Source organism: Rhodanobacter sp. KK11, from assembly GCF_033345435.1.
GTDB lineage: Bacteria > Pseudomonadota > Gammaproteobacteria > Xanthomonadales > Rhodanobacteraceae > Rhodanobacter.
Genome location: NZ_JAWPMI010000003.1, coordinates 207,288 through 226,765, shown reverse-complemented (window position 1 = coordinate 226,765; position 19,478 = coordinate 207,288). Strand labels below are relative to the sequence as shown.

Genomic DNA, 19,478 nt, shown 5'->3' with positions numbered 1-19,478 from the left:
GCGGGAAGCTGCATGTAGCATGCAGTCTTTGTCGAAAGTCCGGACACGCACCGCATGCACCACGCCAGCGAGATCCTGTTCACCCTGTTCGTCGTGTTCGTCGCCGCCCAGATCGGCGGCGAGATCGCGCAACGGCTGAAGCTGCCCGGCGTGGTCGGCGAGATCGCCGCCGGCTGCGCGATCGGCCCCTCGCTGCTGGGCTGGATCACCCCCGGGCAGATCGCCACCGGCACCCCGCTGGACGTGCTGGCCGAGATCGGCGTGATCCTGCTGCTGTTCGCAGTCGGCCTGGAAACCCGGCTGGAAGACCTGAAGAAAGTGGGCAAGGTGGCGTTCGTGGTCGGCGTGGTCGGCGTGCTGGTGCCGTTCGGCATGGGCAGCGTGTGGGCCCATGGCAACGGCTTTGACTGGGACCGCTCGCTGTTCGTGGCGGCTGCCTTCGTGGCCACCTCGGCCGGTATTACCGCGCGCGTGCTGCAGGAACTGAACGCGCTGCAGCGCATCGAGAGCAAGGTGATCCTGGGCGCGGCGGTGATCGACGATGTCCTCGCCATGCTGCTGCTCGGCGTGGTGGTGTCGCTGCAAGGCGGCGGCAGCATCAACGCCTCGCACCTGCTGGTGGTGCTGGCCGGCGCGGTCGGTTTCATCGCGGTGATCGGCTGGGGCGGCGCGCGCATCATGCGCTGGAACTCCAGCTGGCTGGACCGGCCGCTGGGCCCGCACTCGCCCTTGATGATTGTGCTGGCGCTGTGCCTGGGCCTGGCCTGGCTGTCCACCCGGTTCGGCCTGGCCGCGATCATCGGCGCGTTCCTGGCCGGCATGATCGCCTCGGAAACCCGCCAGCAGCACACCCTGGAAAAACAGACCCAGCCGCTGCTGGCCCTGCTCACGCCGTTCTTCTTCGTGGTCACCGGCAGCAAGGTCGACCTGCACGAGCTGGCCAGCGCCGAGGCACTGTGGATGCTGGCCGTGGTCACTGCGATCGCCATCGTCTCCAAGTTCATCGGCGGCTGGCTGGGCTCGATCACGCTGGGCCGGCGCAGCGCCACCATCATCGGCTTCGGCATGGTGCCGCGCGGCGAAGTGGGCATCGTGGTCGCCACCCTGGGCCTCGCCGCCGGCGTATTCGACAACCGCATCTACGCCATCATCGTGGCGATGTCGCTGCTTACCGCGATGGTGACGCCGCCGGTGCTGGCGTGGTTGCTGAAGCGCAGCGCCGGCCCGGTCGAGGTTCCCGACGTGCGCGGCTGAATGCCGCTTCGACGCGCCGGGCCCGGCGGCGCTACGCTGTCCGCACCGGCGCCGCCGGTACCGCCGACACCGACCGGAGCAGACGCATGGACGAGACCCCGCCCGACACCGCGCCGCCGATCCGCAACCGCACGTTCGACGAGATCGCCGTCGGCGACAGCGCGACGATCGAGCGCACGCTGACCGCGGAGGACGCGCAGCTGCTGGCGACCCTCTACGGCGACGGCGATCCGCAGCCGCTGGACCCGGCGTGCGGCGCCGCGCCCGGCCTCCACGGCGTGATCGGCCACGGCATGTGGGGCGCGGCGCTGATCTCCGCCGTGCTGGGCACGCGCCTGCCCGGGGCCGGCACCGCCTGCCTGGAGCAGGCGCTGCGTTTCCACGCGCCGGTGCGCATCGGCGACACGCTGGCGGTGCAGGTGCAGGCGATCGCGCGGGACGCGGCGACCCGACGCATCCGCTTCGCCTGCCGCTGCACCAACCAGCACGGCGTGCTGGCGATCGACGGCACGGTCGACGTGACCGCGCCGGATGCGCGCATCGAATACGCGCGCACCTGCCTGCCGGAAGTGCGCGTGCCCGGCGTCGATGGCCTTCCGCTGGCGACCCGCGCACTGTCGCTGGGCGCGATCCGCGTCGCAGTAGTGCACCCCTGCGACGAAACCAGCCTCGCCGCCGCGCTGGACGCGCATGCGGCCGGGCTGATCGAACCGCTGCTGGTGGCGCCGCAGGCGAAACTCGCGGAAGTGGCGCGCCGGGCCGGTCTCGATCTTTCCGGCATCGCCATCGAGGACGTGCCGCACAGCCACGCCGCCGCCGCGCGCGCGGTCGAGCTGGCCGCCGGCGGCCGCGTCGACGCGCTGATGAAGGGCAGCCTGCACACCGACGAGCTGATGGCGGCCGTGGTGGCCTCCGCCGCCGGCCTGCGCACGGCGCGGCGCATTTCGCACTGCTACCTGATGCACAGCCCGGCGTATCCGCGGCCGTTCATCATCACCGACGGCGCAGTCAACATCGCGCCGACGCTGGAGGAGAAGGCCGACATCGTGCGCAACGCGATCGACCTGGCGCACATCGTGGGCGTGGCCGTGCCGCGCGTGGCGATCCTCGCCGCGGTGGAGACGGTCAACCCGCGCATGCAGACCACGCTCGACGCCGCCGCGCTGTGCAAGATGGCCGACCGCGGCCAGATCACCGGCGCCGTGCTGGACGGGCCGCTGGCGTTCGACAACGCGATCTCCGTCGCCGCCGCGCGGATCAAGGGCATCGTCTCCGACGTGGCCGGCCTCGCCGACATCCTGCTGGTGCCCGACCTGGAAAGCGGCAACATGCTGGCCAAGCAACTGGAATACCTGGGCGGCGCTAGCAGCGCGGCGCTGGTGATGGGCGCGCGCGTGCCGATCGTGCTGACCAGCCGCGCCGACTCGCGCGAATCACGCATCGCCTCATGCGCGCTCGCCTCACTGGTGGCCCACCATTACCGGCTCAGCCCGCCATGAACGACCGCGGCGGCAACGCGCTGATCCTGGTGCTGAACTGCGGTTCGTCCAGCATCAAGTTCGCACTGTTCGACGCGGACGCGACGCCGCTGGCGCGCACGCCCGCATGGGGCGGCAAGATCGAGGGCATCACCGGCGACGCCCCGGCGTTCAGCGAAAGCGGCGCCGCGGCCGAAACGCTGGCCCTGGACTGCGAGCATCCCTACCATGCCGCGCTGACTTATCTGCGCCAGCGCATCGTGGCGCGGTTGCAGGGTCGCCGGATCGTGGCGATCGCGCACCGCGTGGTGCACGGCGGCAGCAAGTATTTCGAGCCGGTGCGGGTCGATGCCGCCGTGCTGGCCGATCTGAAAAGCTACATCCCGCTGGCGCCGCTGCACCAGCCGTTCGCGCTGGAAGCGATCGGCGCGCTGCTGGACGAACTGCCGCAGCTGCCGCAGGTGGCCTGCTTCGACACCGCCTTCCACCAGAGCATGCCGACCGTCGAGAAGATGCTGCCGCTGCCGCGCTCAGCGTGGGATCAGGGCTTGCGCCGCTACGGTTTCCACGGCCTGTCCTACGCGTACCAGGCGCAGGTGCTGGGCGAGCGCTACGGCGACGCCGCGCGTGGGCGCACCATCGTGGCGCACCTGGGCAGCGGCGCCAGCCTGTGCGCGATGCGCAACCTGCGCAGCGTCGCCACCACGATGGGCTTCTCGGCGCTGGACGGGCTGATGATGGGCACGCGCTGCGGCGCGCTGGACCCCGGCGCGGTGATCTACCTGATGGAGATCGGCAAGCTGTCGCTCGAGCGCGTGGGGCGCATGCTTTACCACGAATCCGGCCTGCTCGGCGTCTCCGGGGTGTCCTCCGACCCGCGCGAACTGCTGCCGCGCGAGGACGAAGCGCCGGTACGCGAGGCACTGGCCCTGTACGTGCGCCGCATCGTGCGCGAAGTGGGCGCGCTGGCGGCCACGCTGGACGGGCTGGACATGCTGGCCTTCACCGCCGGCATCGGCGAGCACCAGGCGGCGATCCGCGAGCGCGTCTGCGGCGGCCTGGGCTTTCTCGGCGTGGCGCTCGACCCGGCCGCCAACGCCGCCCATGCGCCGGTCATCTCCAGCGCCGCCAGCCGGGTCAAGGTGGTAGTGGAAGCCACCAACGAGGAATGGGTGGCCGCCACGGCCGCCGCGGCGCTCGTCCGCTGCCGATCCTAGGCCAGCACGCCGGCCTCCGGGGCGCCCCATACCCAGTTGCGAATCTCCGGCAGGTCCTCGCCGTTCTCGTCGATGTACTGCTTGTGCTCGATCAGCTTGTCCAGCAGCTTCTGCTTGAGGTAGATGCCGCGCTCGCCCGCCTGCGGCACGCGGTTGATCACGTTGATCACCAGGTGGAAGCGGTCCAGCGCGTTCAGCACGGTCATGTCGAACGCGGTGGTGATGGTGCCCTCCTCCTTGTAGCCGTGCACGTGCAGGTTGTCGTGGTTGGTGCGCCGGTAGGTCAGCCGGTGGATCAGGCTCGGATAGCCGTGGAACGCGAAGATCACCGGCTTGTCGCGGGTGAACAGCTGGTCGAAATCGTCGTCGTGCAGGCCGTGCGGATGTTCGCTGGGCGACTGCAGCTTCATCAGGTCGACCACGTTGACCACGCGCACCTTCAGCTCCGGCAGGTAGCGGCGCAGGATCGACACCGCCGCCAGCGTCTCCAGCGTGGGCACGTCGCCGGCGCAGGCCATCACCACGTCGGGCTCGCCGTGCTGGTCGCTGCTGGCCCACGGCCACAGGCCGATGCCCAGGCTGCAGTGCCGCTGCGCCGCGTCCATCGCCAGCCACTGCGGCGCCGGATGCTTGCCGGCCACGACCACGTTGACGTAGTGCCGGCTGCGCAGGCAGTGGTCGATCACCGACAGCAGGCAGTTCGCGTCCGGCGGCAGGTACACCCGCACGATCTCGGCCTTCTTGTTGACCACGTGGTCGATGAAGCCGGGATCCTGGTGGGTGAAGCCGTTGTGGTCCTGCCGCCACACGTGCGAGGCCAGCAGGTAGTTCAGCGAGGCGAGCGGGCGCCGCCACGGGATCGCCGCGGTCATCTTCAGCCACTTGGCGTGCTGGTTGAACATCGAATCGACGATGTGGATGAACGCCTCGTAGCAGTTGAGCAGGCCGTGCCGCCCGGTCAGCAGGTAGCCCTCCAGCCAGCCTTCGCACTGGTGCTCGCTGAGCATCTCCACCACCCGGCCCTGCGCCGCTAGAAATTCGTCGTTCGGCTTCAGCGCGACCTGCCACTGGCGGTTGGTGACCTCGAACACCGCGCCGAGGCCGTTCGATATCGTCTCGTCCGGACCGAACACGCGGAAGTTGCGCGACGACTCGTTCAAGCGGATCACGTCGCGCAGGAACGGCCCCAGCACGCGCGTGTCGCCGCTGCCGCCCACGCCGGGCTGCGGCACCGCGACCGCATAGTCACGAAAGTCCGGCAGGCGCAGGTCGCGCAACAGCAGGCCGCCGTTGCTGTGCGGGTTCGCGCTCATCCGGCGCGTGCCGACGGGCGCGAGCGCGGCGAGTTCCGGCCGCAGCCGGCCGTGCGCATCGAACAGCTCTTCCGGCCGGTAACTGCGCAGCCACACCTCGACCTGCTGGAGGTGCTCCGGCGGGCTGCTGGCGGAAACCGACAGCGGCACCTGGTGCGCGCGGAAAGTGCCCTCGTTCGGCTTGCCGTCCACCAGCTTCGGTCCGGTCCAGCCCTTGGGCGAATCGAGCACGATCATCGGCCAGCGCGGCCGCGCTTTGACCCCCTGCTCGCGCGCGCCGCGCTGGATCTGCCGGATCTGCGCCACCACCGCATCCAGCGTCGCCGCCATCGTCTGATGCATCGCCGCGGGCTCGCTGCCCGACACGAAATACGGCGTCCAGCCGTAGCCGCGCAGCAGCTGTTCCAGCTCGTCGCGGCCGATCCGCGCCAGCAGCGTGGGGTTGGCGATCTTGTAGCCGTTCAGATGCAGGATCGGCAGCACCGCGCCGTCGCCCACCGGATCGAGGAACTTGTTCGAATGCCAGGCCGTGGCCAGCGGCCCGGTTTCCGCCTCGCCGTCGCCGACCACGCAGGCCGCGATCAGGTCAGGGTTGTCGAACACCGCGCCGAACGCGTGGCTCAACGAATAGCCGAGTTCGCCGCCTTCATGCAGCGAGCCGGGACATTCCGGCGAGGCGTGGCTGGCGATGCCGCCCGGAAACGAGAACTGCTTGAACAACCGCTGCAGTCCCGCCTCGTCCCGGCTGATGTCCGGGTAGACCTCGCTGTAGGTGCCGTCCAGGTAGGCGTTCGCCACCACCGCGGGGCCGCCGTGGCCGGGGCCGGAGAGGTAGATCATGTCCAGGTCGTGCTGCCGGATCGCCCGGTTCAGGTGTGCATAGATGAAGTTCTGTCCGGGCGTGGTGCCCCAGTGACCCAGCAACATGTGCTTGACGTGGGCCAGTGCCAGCGGCTCCTTCAGCAAGGGGTTGGCGCGCAGGTAGATCTGCCCGACCGAGAGGTAGTTCGCGGCGCGCCACCAGGCGTCGACGCCATGCAGTTCGACGGAATCGAGCGGCTGGCGAGCCAAGCTGTCGGTAGTCATGATCTGGCCATCCCGGTGGACGTGGAGGAAACCCGGTTCGGCGCACTGTGTACACCCCGGAGCGTGAATTTCGCTGTGACAGCTCGCCGCACGGAGTTCGGCAGCTTCGCCGTCAGGCCCCACCTTGGCGGCAACCTCGGCATGGGGTGTTGACGAGCATCAATATGGCGGCACGGTGTTTTTCCTAGCGTTGCCGGCACCATGCACGACACCCCTACAGCCGCCCCGCTTCCGCGGATTTCGGCCGGCAAGCCGGCAGGTGCCCCGTCGGATGTGCCCGTGGGCCACGCCGAGGGGTTGGCGGAACGCGAGGCTCAAAACCGGCAGGCCAGGTATGGACCGAACGAGACCCGCACCGCCGGCCATGGCGGCGCCATCTCGGCCCTGCTCTTGCTGTTCACCAATCCGCTGGTGGTCATCCTGCTGCTGGCCGCCGGCGTCTCCGGATTCCTCGGGGACATCGTCGGTGCCGCCATCATCACGGCCATGGTGATGCTCAGCGTCACCCTCAATTTCGCGATGAGCTACCGCTCCCAGCGTGCGGCCAATCGTCTGCGCGACGAGATCGCACCGACGGCCACCGTCTGCCGCGACGGCCGCTGGCAGGAGCGCCCCCGCCGTGAGCTGGTGCCGGGCGACCTGATCCGGCTGGCCGCGGGGGACCGGATACCTGCAGACGCGCGCCTGGTCAGCGCGCGCGACCTGCATGTGCTGCAGGCCGCGCTCACCGGCGAGTCGATGCCCGTGGAAAAGGAGGCGGCCACTGGACAAGCGGGCCCGGATCGCAGCGCCGACGCGCGGCATCTGGTCTTTCTTGGCACATCGGTCGTCGCCGGTACGGCAACCGCGCTGGTTTTTGCCACCGGCCGCCATACGGCGTTCGGCGACGTTGCCGAGGCGCTGGCCGAGCGCCCGCCGCCCACCGAATTCGAGCGCGGGCTGAGCGATTTCGCGCGGCTGATCATGTACACCATGGTGTTCCTGCTGCTCGCCGTACTGCTCATCGGCATCGCTTCGCATCGGCCACCGCTGCAGACCATGCTGTTCGCGCTGGCCCTGGCGGTCGGCCTCACGCCCGAGTTCATGCCGATGATCACCACGGTCACCCTGGCGCGCGGGGCCGTGCGCATGGCGCGCCAGCGGGTCATCGTCAAGCATCTCGCCGCCATCGAGGACTTCGGCAGCATGACGGTGCTGCTGAGCGACAAGACCGGCACGCTGACCAGCAGCGAGACGTCACTGGCCTCGACGGTCGACCCGTTCGGCGGCGCGTCCGAGCGGCCACAGCTGCTGGCCTACCTGAATGCGTCGTTCGAGACCGGCATTCGCAGCCCGCTCGACACGGCGATACTGAACTGCCGGACACTTGCGACGGGCGAGTACCACAAGCTGGACGAGATTCCGTTCGATTTCGAACGGCGGCGGCTGTCCGTGGTCGTCGAGCGCAACGACGAGCGGCTGCTGATCGTCAAGGGCGCACCGGAGTCGGTGATCGCCCAATGCACGCGGTACGAGACGGGTGGCCTCGTGCGGCCCATGGATGTCGCATCGCTGGAACGTTGCATGCGCACCCACGAGGCGTTTGGCGAACAGGGCCTGCGCGTGCTTGCCGTGGCCTGCCGCAACGTTCCCTCGCAGGAACGCTATGCCGCCAGCGACGAGTCTGATCTGACCCTCGTCGGGTTCGCCCTGTTCGCCGACCCCATCATCCCCGGTGTGGCGGAATGCCTGCGTGCGCTGGCCGAGGACGGCGTGACAGTGAAGATCCTGACCGGCGACAACGAGCGCGTGGCGCGTCATGTCTGCGCACAGGTCGGCATCGACGCCAGCCGGCTGGTTACCGGCGCGCAGATCGACAGCCTCGGGGAAACCGCGCTCGGCATGCTGGCCGAACGGACCAGCATCTTCGCGCGGGTCAATCCGGCACAGAAGCACCGCATCGTGCTCGCGCTCAAGGCGCGCAATTGCGTGGTCGGTTTTCTCGGCGACGGCATCAACGATGCGCCATCGCTGCACGCCGCCGATGTCGGCATTTCAGTCGCCAGCGCCGTGGACGTTGCGCGGGAGGCGGCGGACATCGTGCTGCGCGAGCGCGACCTGAAGGCACTGCATGCCGGTGTCATCGAAGGACGAAGAGCCTTCACGAACGTCATGAAATACCTGCTCATGGGCACCAGCTCGAACTTCGGCAACATGTTCAGCATGGCGATCGGCGTGCTTTTCCTCCCCTTCCTGCCGATGTTGCCGACCCAGATCCTGCTGAACAATTTCCTGTACGACATGGCGCAGACCACCATCCCGACGGACAACGTGGACAGCGTGCAATTGCGCCGACCGCGCCGCTGGAGCGTTGCCCTCATCCGGCGTTTCATGCTCGGCATCGGGCCGATCAGTTCGCTCTACGACTTCCTGACCTTCTACGTCCTGCTCCACTGGCTGCATGCTTCGGAAGCGGCCTTCCACACCGGCTGGTTCATCGAGTCGCTGGCCACCCAGACACTCGTGCTGTTCGTCATCCGGACCTCGGGCAATCCGTTGCGAAGCCGGCCAAGCAAGGCATTGCTCGCCAGCGTGCTGGCGGCCCTTGTCGCCGGGATCCTCCTTCCTGCGACGCCGCTGGCGGCCGACCTCGGCTTCGTGCTGCTGCCGCCCGCCTTCTTTGTATTCCTGGTCGTGGCGACGGTGACTTACCTGCTGCTGGTCGAAATGGCCAAGCGGCGATTCATGCGCTCCGCTGACGATGTCTCCGCTGCGCACGACGACACGGCGAGCGCCGGGAGCACGGCTTCATGAATGCCCTGGGTGCCCGTCTGCTGCAACTTGCCTACTTCATGCTTCCCGCCTACTGCGCGAACATGGCGCCGCCCTTCCTCCGCTACTGGCGCGGCTGGAATCGCCCCATCCACGAGCGCCTCCTCGGCAGCCACAAGACCGTGCTCGGCTTTCTGGCTGGCGTTGCTGCGGGGGTGCTGGTGGCCGCCGTGCAATCCCGGATCCATGCACCGTGGTCGTTGGTCGACTATCGGCATTGGCTGCTGCTTGGCCTCGGCCTGGGTGGCGGCGCGATGCTCGGCGATGTGCTGAAGAGTCTCATCAAGCGCAGCTTGCACATCCGTCCGGGCGCGCGATGGATTCCCTTCGACCAGCTCGACTTCGTGGTCGGCGCACTGGCGCTGACCGGGGCCTGTGCCGGCCTGCGCGCGACGGACGTGGCGGCTATCGCCCTGATGAGCTTCGTGGGGGACATCGCCGTGAACCGGCTCTCGCATCGCCTGGGCATCAAGGACAGCCCCTGGTAAGGCCGAATCGCCAATGCTGGGCCCGCACGCGCCGACCGCCATGACCCGGCGGACGCCATGAACCAGGCTCTCGCTGGCGATGGCGGACGGGCTTCGCAACTCATGCCGGCGCCGGCCTCCCTGCTGCGGCCGAATGGGTCGCACACAGGCCGACCATCGCCTCGGCGACCGGCCTGCTGATGTCGATCTGCGACGTGTCGGTGACGATGCTGTTGCTGGTGACAATCGACCCGGCTCCCTCGGCCCGCATGGCTTCGCGTACCTCATCGGCGAACAGGCCATGCACAGCCACGCAGACGGGCGGCGACGACGTCCGCCCGCGCAGGCAGCGCAGCGTCTGGATCATGGTCGCGCCACTGGCGACGATGTCGTCGAGCAGGACCGGCGTGTGGTCGCGCCAACTGTCGATATCCGGCAGGAAGATTTCCACCTTGCGATCGCCATGACGCTCCTTGCGTGCCACCACGTTCGGTGCGCGCAACAGATGGGACACGGCGGCCACCCACTGCGCACTTTCGGCATCCGGCCCGATGATCAGTGGCCTGGCCACATGGGCATCGATCCAGGCGGCCAGTTGCGCGGCCGCATGCACGACATGCGAAGCGTGCGGATACACCTCGGCCAGCGTCGCGTGGCGATGCAGATGCGGTTCCACCGTGACCAGCCAGTCGAAGGTGCGGCCCAGCCAATCGCCGAAGATCCTGGCGGACATGGCTTCGCCGGGGTGGAAGCGCGTGTCCTGGCGCATGTAGGCCAGATAAGGCGCGACCAGGCCGACACGCGCGGCACCCAGTTCGCGCGCGGTCGCTGCCGCCATCATCAGCGGCAGCAGCTTGGGATCCGGTCGGTCCAGCGTGCATACGATCACGGCGTCGCCGCCGGCAACCGGCGCAGCCATCTGCAGCAGCGTTTCGCCATCCGGGAAGTGATGAAGCAGCAGTTGTTGGCGCCGATAGCCCGTATGCAGCGACAACAGTTCGGCAAAGGTATCGTTGCCGGGCATGGCATAGAGCGTGTTCATGCGGACGCCCCGACGCAGACGATGCAGGGATGCCGGGAAACGTATTCCATGGCGTAAGCGAGCTCGCCGGGGCTTTGCGCATGGAGCGTGAAAAGCGATTGCCCGGCCGCCACCGCTTCACCAAGGTGTGCATCCAGCGTCACTCCGGCCAGCGGCGCGGCGGGCGCACCGGCCAGCTTGGCGACGCGGGACAGGCGGCGGTTGTCGATCGCCGTCACGCACCCCGACTGCGCAGCCGGAACCGCTTGCCGGTAAGCCGCTTGCCCCGGCGTGCGCATGCCGCCCTGCGCGGCGCAGATGGACTGGAAGCGCTGCCACGCCCTGCCCGTTTCCAGGCAGCTGGTCGCCATCGCCAGCGATGCGCCGACACCCGCAACGCCGCCCAACTCCAGGACGGCGGCGGCGATGGCCAGGGCATGGGCGCGCAGGTCGGCAGGCGCATGAGGTTCGTTGCGCAGCACTGCCAGCACGTCGTGCGCCTCCAGCGCAGGGCCGATGCCCCGCCCTATCGGCTGGGTGCCGTCGCTGATCAACACGCGCAGCTGCAAGCCGAACGTGGCCGCCACTTTCTGCAGCAGCGCAGCCAGCGACTCGGCTTCCGGCCGATCGCGCACTTTGGCAGTCGGCCCGACCGGCATGTCGATCACCACGTGGGTGGAGCCGGCGGCTATTTTTTTCGACAGCACGGAAGCCACCAGTTGGCCGGCGCTGTCGATGTCCAGTGCACGCTCGATGCGGATCAGCCTCTCGTCTGCAGGAGCCAGGTTCATGGCGCCGCCCCAGGCGATGCAGCCGCCACAGGTCTCCACGACGCGGCGTATCTGCGCTTCGTCCAGATCGACAGGCGCCAGCATCGCCATGGTGTCGGCGGTGCCTGCCGCCGAGGTGATCGCACGCGAAGACGTCTTGGGCATCGTGAGCCCCAGCTCCGTCGCGATCGCCACCACGATGGGCGTGGTGCGGTTGCCGGCAAGCCCGCCGATGCAGTGCTTGTCGACCACCAGCGGCTGCCGCCAGTGCAGCTGCGTGCCGGTATGCACCATGGCCTTCGTCAGTGCGACGATTTCATCGAGGCTGAGGCGATCACCGCCGGCGGCGGTGATGAACGCGGCCATTTCGATGGCGGAATACCGGTTTCCGACGATGTCCCGGATGATCGCGTGCAGTGCGGGCCCGTCCAGTTCCTTGCCGTAGATCTTCGCCCGCACCGAAGCCAGCGAATCCACGCTGGGCGGATGGGCAATGATCACGCGCTCGTCGGCGCCAGGCTGCAGGGCGAGCCATGCCGACTCGGACAGCCCGGCCTCGTCCACGCCCAGCAAGCCGTCCTGCACGATATTCAGCGTCGCCAGCACCCGCTGCGCGCCCACGCGCAACTCGAGGCGGGAGTGCGCACCGAATCCCTCGCTGCGGCAGATCGGCGAATCCTTGTTGAGGTAGACGACGTGCTCATGCCCGGTATCGATGCCGAGCCGGCGCAGGTAGCCCGTCTCGAGACGCGGCCGGGGAAAGGTTTCAAAGCCTGTGGTTTGAGCGGACATGGACGACCGGCCGGCCATGGAGGGCGTTCTCCATTTACGCCGCTTCAGGGCCAGCCGGCTTGATCTTCATCAATCGGGACTGCCTCAGCTGCAGGTCGGCTGCGACCGGAACGACCGCACCGTCCACGGGCCCGTGCCTGGAACCACTCACGGCGCCTCTGCGCGGCTCGGGATATTGAGCCACATCAACAAGCGCGGTCGCATGGGGCGGTAAATATCCCTTGCGTCTGCGCGAATCCCGGTTTTGCGCATCCGAAGGCCCGGCCACGGTGTTCCGCGGCGCGTTCGACCCGAAGAAACTGGCGCAGGCCCCGAGGCTGGGTGACGACCTGTTCGTCACCTTCGTCCGGACGGTCGGCTACCCGAAAACCTGAACGGCCCCGGCCCGGCCGAATCGGAAGAATCCCATGAACCCGTCTGCTGCCGAACCGCCGATGAACGCATCCGAATCAGTACTCTCGATACCGGTCGACACGGTCCGTTTCATCATCGGCAAACTTCGCGAATACGACAGCCGCGACATGCTGGCCGAACCGGTGGAAGATCCTTCCCCGCTGGAGTCGGAGGACGTCGACGTGCTGCGCGAGCAGGAGAACGACTACCGCAACGCGACCGTGCTGCAGGAACTGCACGCAGTCATCGGCGACTTGCCGGAGGACCAGCAAGTCGACCTGGTGGCGCTGGCGTGGCTCGGTCGCGACAACTGTTCGGCCGCCGACTGGCGGTCGACCCGCGAGGAAGCCGCCGAGGCGCACAACGCACGGACGGCCGATTACCTGCTTGGCATGTCGATGGCGGGCGATTTCCTGGAGGAAGGCCTGTCGACGCTCGGATGGTCCGACGAGCACGCCGCTGCGGAACGGCCGCCACGGCCCGCCGGGGATACGCCATGAAAAACATTGCCGTGTACTCGGAAAGCTTCAAGGCCTGGTTCCCGCATGTGGAATACGCGATCCGCCTGGCCGCGGCGTTCGACGCAAGCGTGACGGGCGTCTGCGTCTGCCCGTCGCCCGAAACGGTGATGTCCGCGCACGACGCGCCAGTCCTTGTGCTGGAATCGATCAAGGAGGCGCGCCAGCTGATGAGTGACGCCCACGCGGCCGAAGCCTCGTTCCTGGCGCTGGCGCGCAAACTGGGCGCGAGCGACGCTTTCTGGCAGGTCGCCGATGGCGACGTACCGCGCAGCATGAAGCTGATCGGAAACTGGCACGACCTGCTGGTGCTCGGACGCACCTCCAGCCCGGGCTGGGGTTCGTCGTCGGCCATCGGCGACATCGTGCTGGGCTGCGGCGGCGCACCCTGCCTGATCGTGCCGGAGGTGCACGCCGGGCCACCGGTTCTCGATCGCATGGCGATCGCCTGGAACGGTTCGGTCGAAGCGCTGAGAGCCGTGTACGCGGCGCTGCCGATGCTGATCCGTGCGCGGAAGGTGGTCATTCTCAATCGGGGCGGGAATCGGGCTTCCCCCATGGACCAATGGCTGCCGGAGTTCGAGCTGGCGGATTATCTGCAGCGCCACGGCGTCATCGCGCAGACCCAGGTGCTGCCCGATCGCGGCGGAGCGATCGGCAGCGATCTGCTTCGCGCCGCAGGCGATGCCCAGGCCGACCTGCTGGTGATGGGCGGCTACGGCCATGCCCGGCTTCGCGAATGGATCCTGGGCGGCGCCACCAGGGAGGTGCTCGAGCAGACCGTGATTCCGGTACTGATGCGTCACTGAGCGCGCATGCGGGGCGCGCTACCCGGGCTGCATTTCAAGCCGCGAGGCCGCCGTGTCCAGCGGCTCGACCGCGGTGGTTTCATCGAGATGGAACACCGCGTCGAACTGCGCGGCGATCGACGCCATGAAATAGTGGCTCTCGTACTCGGTATCTGCGCGGTACAGCACGCCGATGGCCCGCTCGAGCAGGGGATCGCGCAACACGCGCGCCGCTTCTCCCTGCATGGGCAGATAAAAGCGGTCCAGCCGGGTGCGATGAAACAGCCCCTCATAACTGTCCTGCCTTGCCATCTTGACCTGACGGCACTCGGCCTCACCGTCCCACTCGTAGGCCGCCGTCACCGTGCCGCTGCAGGTGGTGAAGCCGAGCAGCCACGCGGCTTCGGCACCGGCCCTCTCGCGTACCAGCTGACCGACGTTCCATTCGCCGGCACGCGACATTTCCGTGGCGCGCGCATCGCCGAGGTGCGAGTTGTGCGCCCACACCACCACCTTGCCGGCGTTGCCGAGCGCGCGCAGGTGCTCTTGCAGTGCGAACAGGGTCTGCGCCATGTGTTCGTCGCGGACGTTCCAGCTCGCCGCCCTCGGCCCGAACATGGCGCGGTAATAGCTTTCGGCGCTGGCCACGACGTGGGCGTTGCGCTCGGCGAAGAAATACGCGTCCACGGCGCCCCGGCCGTCGGCAGCCAGATATTCCGGGGCCAGCGTCCACAGGTCCAGCAACCGTTGCCGTACCGCCTCGCGACAAGCGGGGCGAAGGCCCAGTGCCGCCTCGTAGCCATAGCGCTGCGGATCGCGCACATGGTCGAGGGCGGCGTATTGCTTTTTGGCGATCGCCGCCTGCTCCTCGTCCACCGCCGAAAGATAATCGACGACGGCGTTGGCCGATCGGTACATGCTGTACATGTCGAGGCCGTAGAAGCCGACGCGCTCGTCGGCCTGCCGCGTCATGTTGATGTCGCGAAGGCGTTCCACGAAGCGCAGGACCTCTTCGTTGCGCCACATCCAGCGCGGAAAGCGCTGGAAATCGTCGAATGCGAACGACGCGGCCTGGTCGGACCCTTCGCCGCGCACGAACCGGTTCAGGCGATAGGCATCGGGCCAGTCCGCCTCCACGGCGACGGCATCGAACCCCATTTCGACCACCAGGCGAAGCGTCAGCTCGGCACGCATCCGGTAAAACTCCCGGGTACCGTGGGTGGCTTCACCGAGCAGCACCAGGCTGCGCTCCCCGATGGCATCGAGCAGTGCATCGTAATCGTGCTCGTCGCCATCCAGTCGCAGGGCTTCGTTGCGGATGACGTCCAGCGCGGTGTGGGAAGGGTTGGGCATCGGCGTCGCCGCGTGATTGCGCCAGTTCACGCTGCCCCTGCCGGGACGACCGCCAGGCAGCGGGCAGCGCAGGAGGCGATCAGCTGATCGTCAATTTGCGGGCACTGCCGTTCCCCTTCTTGGGGAGTTCCAGGATAAGTACGCCGCCTTCGTAACGGGCCGTGGCCTTGTCGTTGTCCACCTCGTCGGGAAGGCTGAACGAACGGTAGACCTGTCCGTAATAGCGCTCGGTGTAGATATCCCGTTCGTCGTCCTTCTTCTTGCTCTCGCGCTTCACCTCGGCGCTGATGGCGACCTGGTTGCCGCTGATCGAGACGTCGATGTCGTTCTTGTCCACGCCGGGCATTTCCGCCTTGACGCGATAGGCGCCTTCGCTTTCGGCAACGTCGATGCGCACATTCGGCGCCTCCAGTTCGGACCACTGCGGCCGCAGCCCGAAACCGCGGAAGAAGTCGTCGAAAGGAGCGCCCTGCTCGAACCGTGACAGGGCCTTGAAGGGGCTCCAACGGGTAAGGTTTGCCATGGGTAAATCCTCCACGAAAGACATTCGATGTCGCTGGGTTGGCCCCCGGCCTGCCGCTCCCGGCAGGCTGGGATCACCGGCAAGCGTAGGAAGTCGACGCGGAGCGGGTTTGATCCACATCAACGTCGTGCGCATGATTCAGGAAAGAACCGCTCACGAGTTCAGCGCACGTCGGCGGTGACGCCGCGGCCTTGATCCGGCATCCACCGCACGAACCAGTGCGTGGCAAGTTCCGCCACCCGCTCGATGGCGCCCTCCTCCTCGAACAGGTGCGTGGCATTCGGAACCAGCACCAGTTCGACATGGCATGGGATTACCGACAGAGCGGAGCGGTTCAGCGCGACGACTTCGTGGTCCGCACCGCCGACGATCAGCAAGGTGGGCGCCTGCACCCGCGCCAGTGCGCCGTGCCCGGCAAGATCCGGGCGGCCGCCTCGCGACACGACGGCCTTGATCACCTTCGGGTAACGCGCGGCCAGCACCAGGGCGGCCGCTGCGCCGGTACTGGCGCCGAACAGGCCGATGGGCAGCGCCTGCGTGCGCGGATGGTGCATGGCCCAGCGGGTGGCGGCGTCGAGCCGCGCCGCGAGTCTGGGAATGTCGAAGCGTGCGGATAGGTCCGCGGCTTCATCCTCGCTCAGCAAGTCGAACAACAGGGTCGCCAGGCCTTTCGCGTGCATGGCCTGGGCGACCAGGCGATGGCGTGGGCTATGCCGGTTGCTGCCGCTGCCATGCGTGAAGATGACCAGCCCGCGGGCTTCCTGCGGCAGCTGCAGGTTGCCGTCGAGCAGCAGGCCATCGGCAGGAATCCGCACGTCCTCGGCACGCACAGGCACGGGCGATCCGGAGGGGGAACGCATCAGCAGGTGCACCACTTCGCTGTCATCGACCGCGGGGAAATTCGCGTAGAACTGCCCTACCGCCTGGAAGTGATCGGGCGCGGACAGATAGACGAGACTGTCTGCCACGTCCGCCACCGATACCAGACCACGCGGCGACGCCACCGGAACGGCGCAAACCAGCCGCGCCGGCTTGCGCGCACGCACGGCCAGCAGCGCCGCCCGCATCGTGGCACCCGTTGCCAATCCGTCGTCGACGACGACCACGGTGCGTCCGGCCGGATCGATCGGTGGATGACCAAGGCCGTAGCCCTGCCTGCGGGCCTGGATGACGGCCAGCTGCCTGGCCGCCTCGCGCCTGATGTAGCGGTCATCGGCATCGACAAGGCGTGCGTCGTCCGACTGCTGGATCGCCCCGGCTTCATCGACGGCGCCGATCGCATACTCCGGGTTGCCAGGCGCACCGATTTTCCGCACCAGCACGATATCCAGCTCGCCGTCCAGGCGATCGGCAACGATCCGGCCGATCGGCACGCCACCGCGCGGGATGGCCAGTATCAGCGGATGCTTGCCGCGCAGCGAAGACAGCGCCTGCGCCAGTTGCTGCCCGGCATCAGTGCGGTCGCGAAAGCCGTCGGTTTGCCACTGCGTCATGGTCATCGGCCTCCGGGCCATGCGGCTGACGTCGGCGATCAAGGTTCACGGTGCCGCCGGTGACCCGGCAAAGTCGACCACCAGCGTCACGCGGCGGTTCGGCTCGGCGCCGTCGCCCCATTTGCCCTTGAGGACCTGGCGGTTTTCCGCCTTGCCGTAGCTGACTGTGCGGACCTGGTCGGCAGCCAATTCGCCGCTCTTCATCAGGTAATCGCGCACTGCCTCGGCACGTGCATGTCCGAGTCGCAGGTTGTAGCTCCTGCCGCCTGCAGCGTCGGCGAAACCTTCCACCGTCACCATGACTTGCGGGTAATGCGCCGAGACGATTTTGGCGAAATCATCCAGCAGCGGCTTGCCCTCGTCGCGCAGGGTCGCGTCGTTGAAGGCAAAGTGCGAAATGGCGTCGACGCGTACGCGCCCGCCCATCTGCGCGATCTTGGCGTCATAGGCAGCGAAGCGCTGCTGCATCTGCTGCGAAAGATTGTCGATCTCCTGCTGCTGCTTCTGATCGTTGGCGCGCAGCTCGCTGACCATCGAATCGAAATCGGCCTTTTTCACATAGCCCGTGCAGCCGCCGAGGGCGATGAGCGCCACCCCGAGCGTGACATAAGCAAAACGGCGATAGGAATACATGGCTGGTTCCTTCTTGGTGAATGCGTGCGGCGACGCATGGTCAGCGAATCGATACCCGCCCATTCCGAGGCTCATCAACCTACGCGTGGAGTGGCGGGACTTGTTGACCTAAATCACCTGAGTCGCACGCGGCCAAGCGCGCCCCAGCCCGGGTCGATGCCGCCGATGGAACGCGGCTCCGCAAAAAAAGAAGGAGCCGCATGGATGCAGCCCTTCCCTCCCCCGGACGACTGCTCAAGCGACCACGAGGTTGTCGACGACCTTCTTTACGCCGGGCGCGCTCCACGCTGCCCATTCGACCGTGTTGCGCTCGGCCAGCGAATCGACCTCGCCCGTCAGGGTCACCGTACCCTTGTCCACGCCGACCGTGATGGCAGTCGCGTCGAGGTGCGCGCGACGATAGAGCGCCGCCTCGATCTTGGTCTTGACGCCGTGCGGCTCGATGCGCGGACGAATGCCGATCTTGTTGACCACACCCTTGACGCCGTACAGGTGGCGGACACTGGCTTCCGCAGCGTTGCGGATGAACGCCCACTCGACGTCGCCGGAAAGCGTGACCCAGCCGTCTTCGACCACCAGCTTGACCGTATCCTTCGGAATCGAGGCATTCCAACCGATGGCATCCGCGGCCGCCCTGGCGATCTCCGTGTCATCGCGTTGATGCGGCCCGGGCAGAACCACGTCGATGTCCATCGCGACGCTCTTGATGCCGGCGACGCGCTGCGCCGCGCGTTCGGCCGCCCACTTCTGCGTGAAGCTGTCCACGTGGCCCGACAGCGTAGCCACCCCTTGCGACACTTCGACGCCGATGCGGCTGGCGTTCACCGACGGCTCCCAATCGAGCTCGTCCAGAATGTCTTCTTGAAGTTGACGATCGGTTTTCATGGGCTTTTCCTCGGATATTCCACACACGGTTGCGCGAGCACGAATGGCACGTCGATGCGAAGCGGCAACTCGCCATCGATGCGTGGTCACTGTAGAAACGAGCCGTCTGCGTGTGTTGACAAAGATCAACCTTGCGGCGCATCCGGGCGAATGGCCCGCGGGCCAGGTTGATTCAGGTCAACTCGCCCGCGGCGAAGCCGCGACGACTTCCGGAACGGAGAAAACGAGCTCCGGACCAATCTGGAAGCCGCCATTGTGCTGTGCGGCCTGTTCATCTCGATGCTGGCAAAGAACCGGCAGGCCGCCATCATCAATGTGTCTTCGGGGCTGGGTTTCGTGCCGTCTGCGCGCATGCCCGTCTACAGCGCAAGCAAGGCCGGCCTGCATGCCTACTCGATGGCCATCCGCAAACAGTTGTCGTCGATCGGCATCCAGGTGTTCGAGATCGTGCCGCCGGCCGTCGATACCGAACTCAATCCGCTGGGCCGGGCCAAGCGAAGGCATTTCACGGCTGGCCTGAGCGCAGCCACGTTTGTGGAATCCGTCATGAAAAAGCTGGAAGGCGATGCCTTGGAAATCGGCTACGGCCTGACCGAAGACTTCATATGCGCTTCCCGGGCTGAACTGGGCCGGCATTTCGAACAGTTGAACCAGTAGTCGTTTGTTGACTGGCGTCAAGTTGC

Annotated in this window: 16 protein-coding genes and 1 pseudogene; 9 read left to right on the top strand and 8 right to left on the bottom strand. The window is 67.4% G+C overall.

What is annotated here, in order from left to right; translation table 11 throughout:
* Window positions 1–54 precede the first annotated feature (54 nt).
* From R5H19_RS08930 to R5H19_RS08920, 3 genes are all read left to right on the top strand, one after another.
* Window positions 55–1,254, top strand: a complete 1,200-nt coding sequence (locus R5H19_RS08930; RefSeq protein ID WP_318158640.1) for a cation:proton antiporter — start codon at window positions 55–57, stop codon at window positions 1,252–1,254.
* Between the two features lie 86 nt (window positions 1,255–1,340).
* The gene (locus R5H19_RS08925; protein ID WP_318158639.1) at window positions 1,341–2,753 is read left to right on the top strand and encodes a bifunctional enoyl-CoA hydratase/phosphate acetyltransferase; all 1,413 of its coding nucleotides are present in this window, start codon (window positions 1,341–1,343) and stop codon (window positions 2,751–2,753) included.
* Window positions 2,750–3,949 carry an acetate/propionate family kinase gene (locus R5H19_RS08920; protein ID WP_318158638.1) on the top strand — a complete coding sequence of 400 codons (1,200 nt, stop codon included), beginning with the start codon at window positions 2,750–2,752 and terminating at the stop codon, window positions 3,947–3,949. Before R5H19_RS08925 ends, R5H19_RS08920 begins: the two co-directional genes overlap by 4 nt.
* On the opposite strand, the gene R5H19_RS08915 is transcribed toward R5H19_RS08920, so the two are convergent.
* Complete coding sequence (locus R5H19_RS08915) at window positions 3,946–6,348, bottom strand: phosphoketolase family protein (RefSeq protein WP_318158637.1); 2,403 nt, start codon at window positions 6,346–6,348, stop codon at window positions 3,946–3,948. The genes R5H19_RS08920 and R5H19_RS08915 overlap by 4 nt on opposite strands.
* 279 nt (window positions 6,349–6,627) lie before the next feature.
* Between R5H19_RS08915 and mgtA the strand changes: the two genes are divergently transcribed.
* Both mgtA and R5H19_RS08905 read left to right on the top strand, forming a co-directional pair.
* Window positions 6,628–9,141, top strand: a complete 2,514-nt coding sequence (mgtA, locus tag R5H19_RS08910) for a magnesium-translocating P-type ATPase (protein ID WP_318158636.1) — start codon at window positions 6,628–6,630, stop codon at window positions 9,139–9,141.
* On the top strand, window positions 9,138–9,647 hold the full coding sequence (locus tag R5H19_RS08905; protein WP_318158635.1) for a CDP-archaeol synthase: 510 nt from the start codon (window positions 9,138–9,140) through the stop codon (window positions 9,645–9,647). Before mgtA ends, R5H19_RS08905 begins: the two co-directional genes overlap by 4 nt.
* Before the next feature lie 100 nt (window positions 9,648–9,747).
* Here the strand turns inward: R5H19_RS08905 and R5H19_RS08900 are convergent, their stop codons facing one another.
* Window positions 9,748–10,668, bottom strand: a complete 921-nt coding sequence (locus R5H19_RS08900) for a ribose-phosphate diphosphokinase (RefSeq protein ID WP_318158634.1) — start codon at window positions 10,666–10,668, stop codon at window positions 9,748–9,750.
* Window positions 10,665–12,209 (bottom strand): thymidine phosphorylase family protein, encoded by a 1,545-nt coding sequence (locus tag R5H19_RS08895; protein ID WP_318158633.1) that lies wholly within the window; start codon window positions 12,207–12,209, stop codon window positions 10,665–10,667. The genes R5H19_RS08900 and R5H19_RS08895 overlap by 4 nt, the downstream gene beginning before the upstream one ends.
* A 221-nt stretch (window positions 12,210–12,430) precedes the next feature.
* Between R5H19_RS08895 and R5H19_RS08890 the strand changes: the two genes are divergently transcribed.
* The 3 genes from R5H19_RS08890 to R5H19_RS08880 are packed head-to-tail and all read left to right on the top strand — an operon-like array spanning window position 12,431 to window position 13,929.
* A complete protein-coding gene (locus tag R5H19_RS08890) occupies window positions 12,431–12,583 on the top strand; it encodes a hypothetical protein (protein ID WP_318158632.1) in 153 nt (50 codons plus the stop codon).
* Window positions 12,584–12,616: 33 nt separating this feature from the next.
* A complete protein-coding gene (locus R5H19_RS08885; RefSeq protein WP_318158631.1) occupies window positions 12,617–13,102 on the top strand; it encodes a DUF3775 domain-containing protein in 486 nt (161 codons plus the stop codon).
* Window positions 13,042–13,929 carry a universal stress protein gene (locus R5H19_RS08880; protein ID WP_318158630.1) on the top strand — a complete coding sequence of 296 codons (888 nt, stop codon included), beginning with the start codon at window positions 13,042–13,044 and terminating at the stop codon, window positions 13,927–13,929. Before R5H19_RS08885 ends, R5H19_RS08880 begins: the two co-directional genes overlap by 61 nt.
* Window positions 13,930–13,947: 18 nt before the next feature.
* On the opposite strand, the gene R5H19_RS08875 is transcribed toward R5H19_RS08880, so the two are convergent.
* The 5 genes from R5H19_RS08875 to R5H19_RS08855 all read right to left on the bottom strand — a co-directional run bounded on the left by R5H19_RS08875 (window position 13,948) and on the right by R5H19_RS08855 (window position 18,795).
* On the bottom strand, window positions 13,948–15,291 hold the full coding sequence (locus tag R5H19_RS08875; RefSeq protein ID WP_318158629.1) for an erythromycin esterase family protein: 1,344 nt from the start codon (window positions 15,289–15,291) through the stop codon (window positions 13,948–13,950).
* A 49-nt stretch (window positions 15,292–15,340) separates the two neighbouring features.
* Window positions 15,341–15,784: an Hsp20/alpha crystallin family protein gene (locus R5H19_RS08870; RefSeq protein ID WP_318158628.1), complete on the bottom strand. Its 444-nt coding sequence runs from the start codon at window positions 15,782–15,784 to the stop codon at window positions 15,341–15,343.
* A gap of 161 nt (window positions 15,785–15,945) precedes the next feature.
* Window positions 15,946–17,319 (bottom strand): alpha/beta family hydrolase, encoded by a 1,374-nt coding sequence (locus tag R5H19_RS08865; RefSeq protein WP_318158627.1) that lies wholly within the window; start codon window positions 17,317–17,319, stop codon window positions 15,946–15,948.
* A gap of 3 nt (window positions 17,320–17,322) precedes the next feature.
* On the bottom strand, window positions 17,323–17,910 hold the full coding sequence (locus tag R5H19_RS08860; protein WP_318158626.1) for an OmpA family protein: 588 nt from the start codon (window positions 17,908–17,910) through the stop codon (window positions 17,323–17,325).
* A gap of 234 nt (window positions 17,911–18,144) precedes the next feature.
* The gene (locus tag R5H19_RS08855) at window positions 18,145–18,795 is read right to left on the bottom strand and encodes a BON domain-containing protein (protein WP_318158625.1); all 651 of its coding nucleotides are present in this window, start codon (window positions 18,793–18,795) and stop codon (window positions 18,145–18,147) included.
* A 231-nt stretch (window positions 18,796–19,026) separates the two neighbouring features.
* Here R5H19_RS08855 and R5H19_RS08850 point away from each other — a divergent pair.
* A pseudogene (locus tag R5H19_RS08850) lies at window positions 19,027–19,452 on the top strand (SDR family NAD(P)-dependent oxidoreductase); the annotation flags it as partial.
* Between the last annotated feature and the right edge of the window lie 26 nt (window positions 19,453–19,478).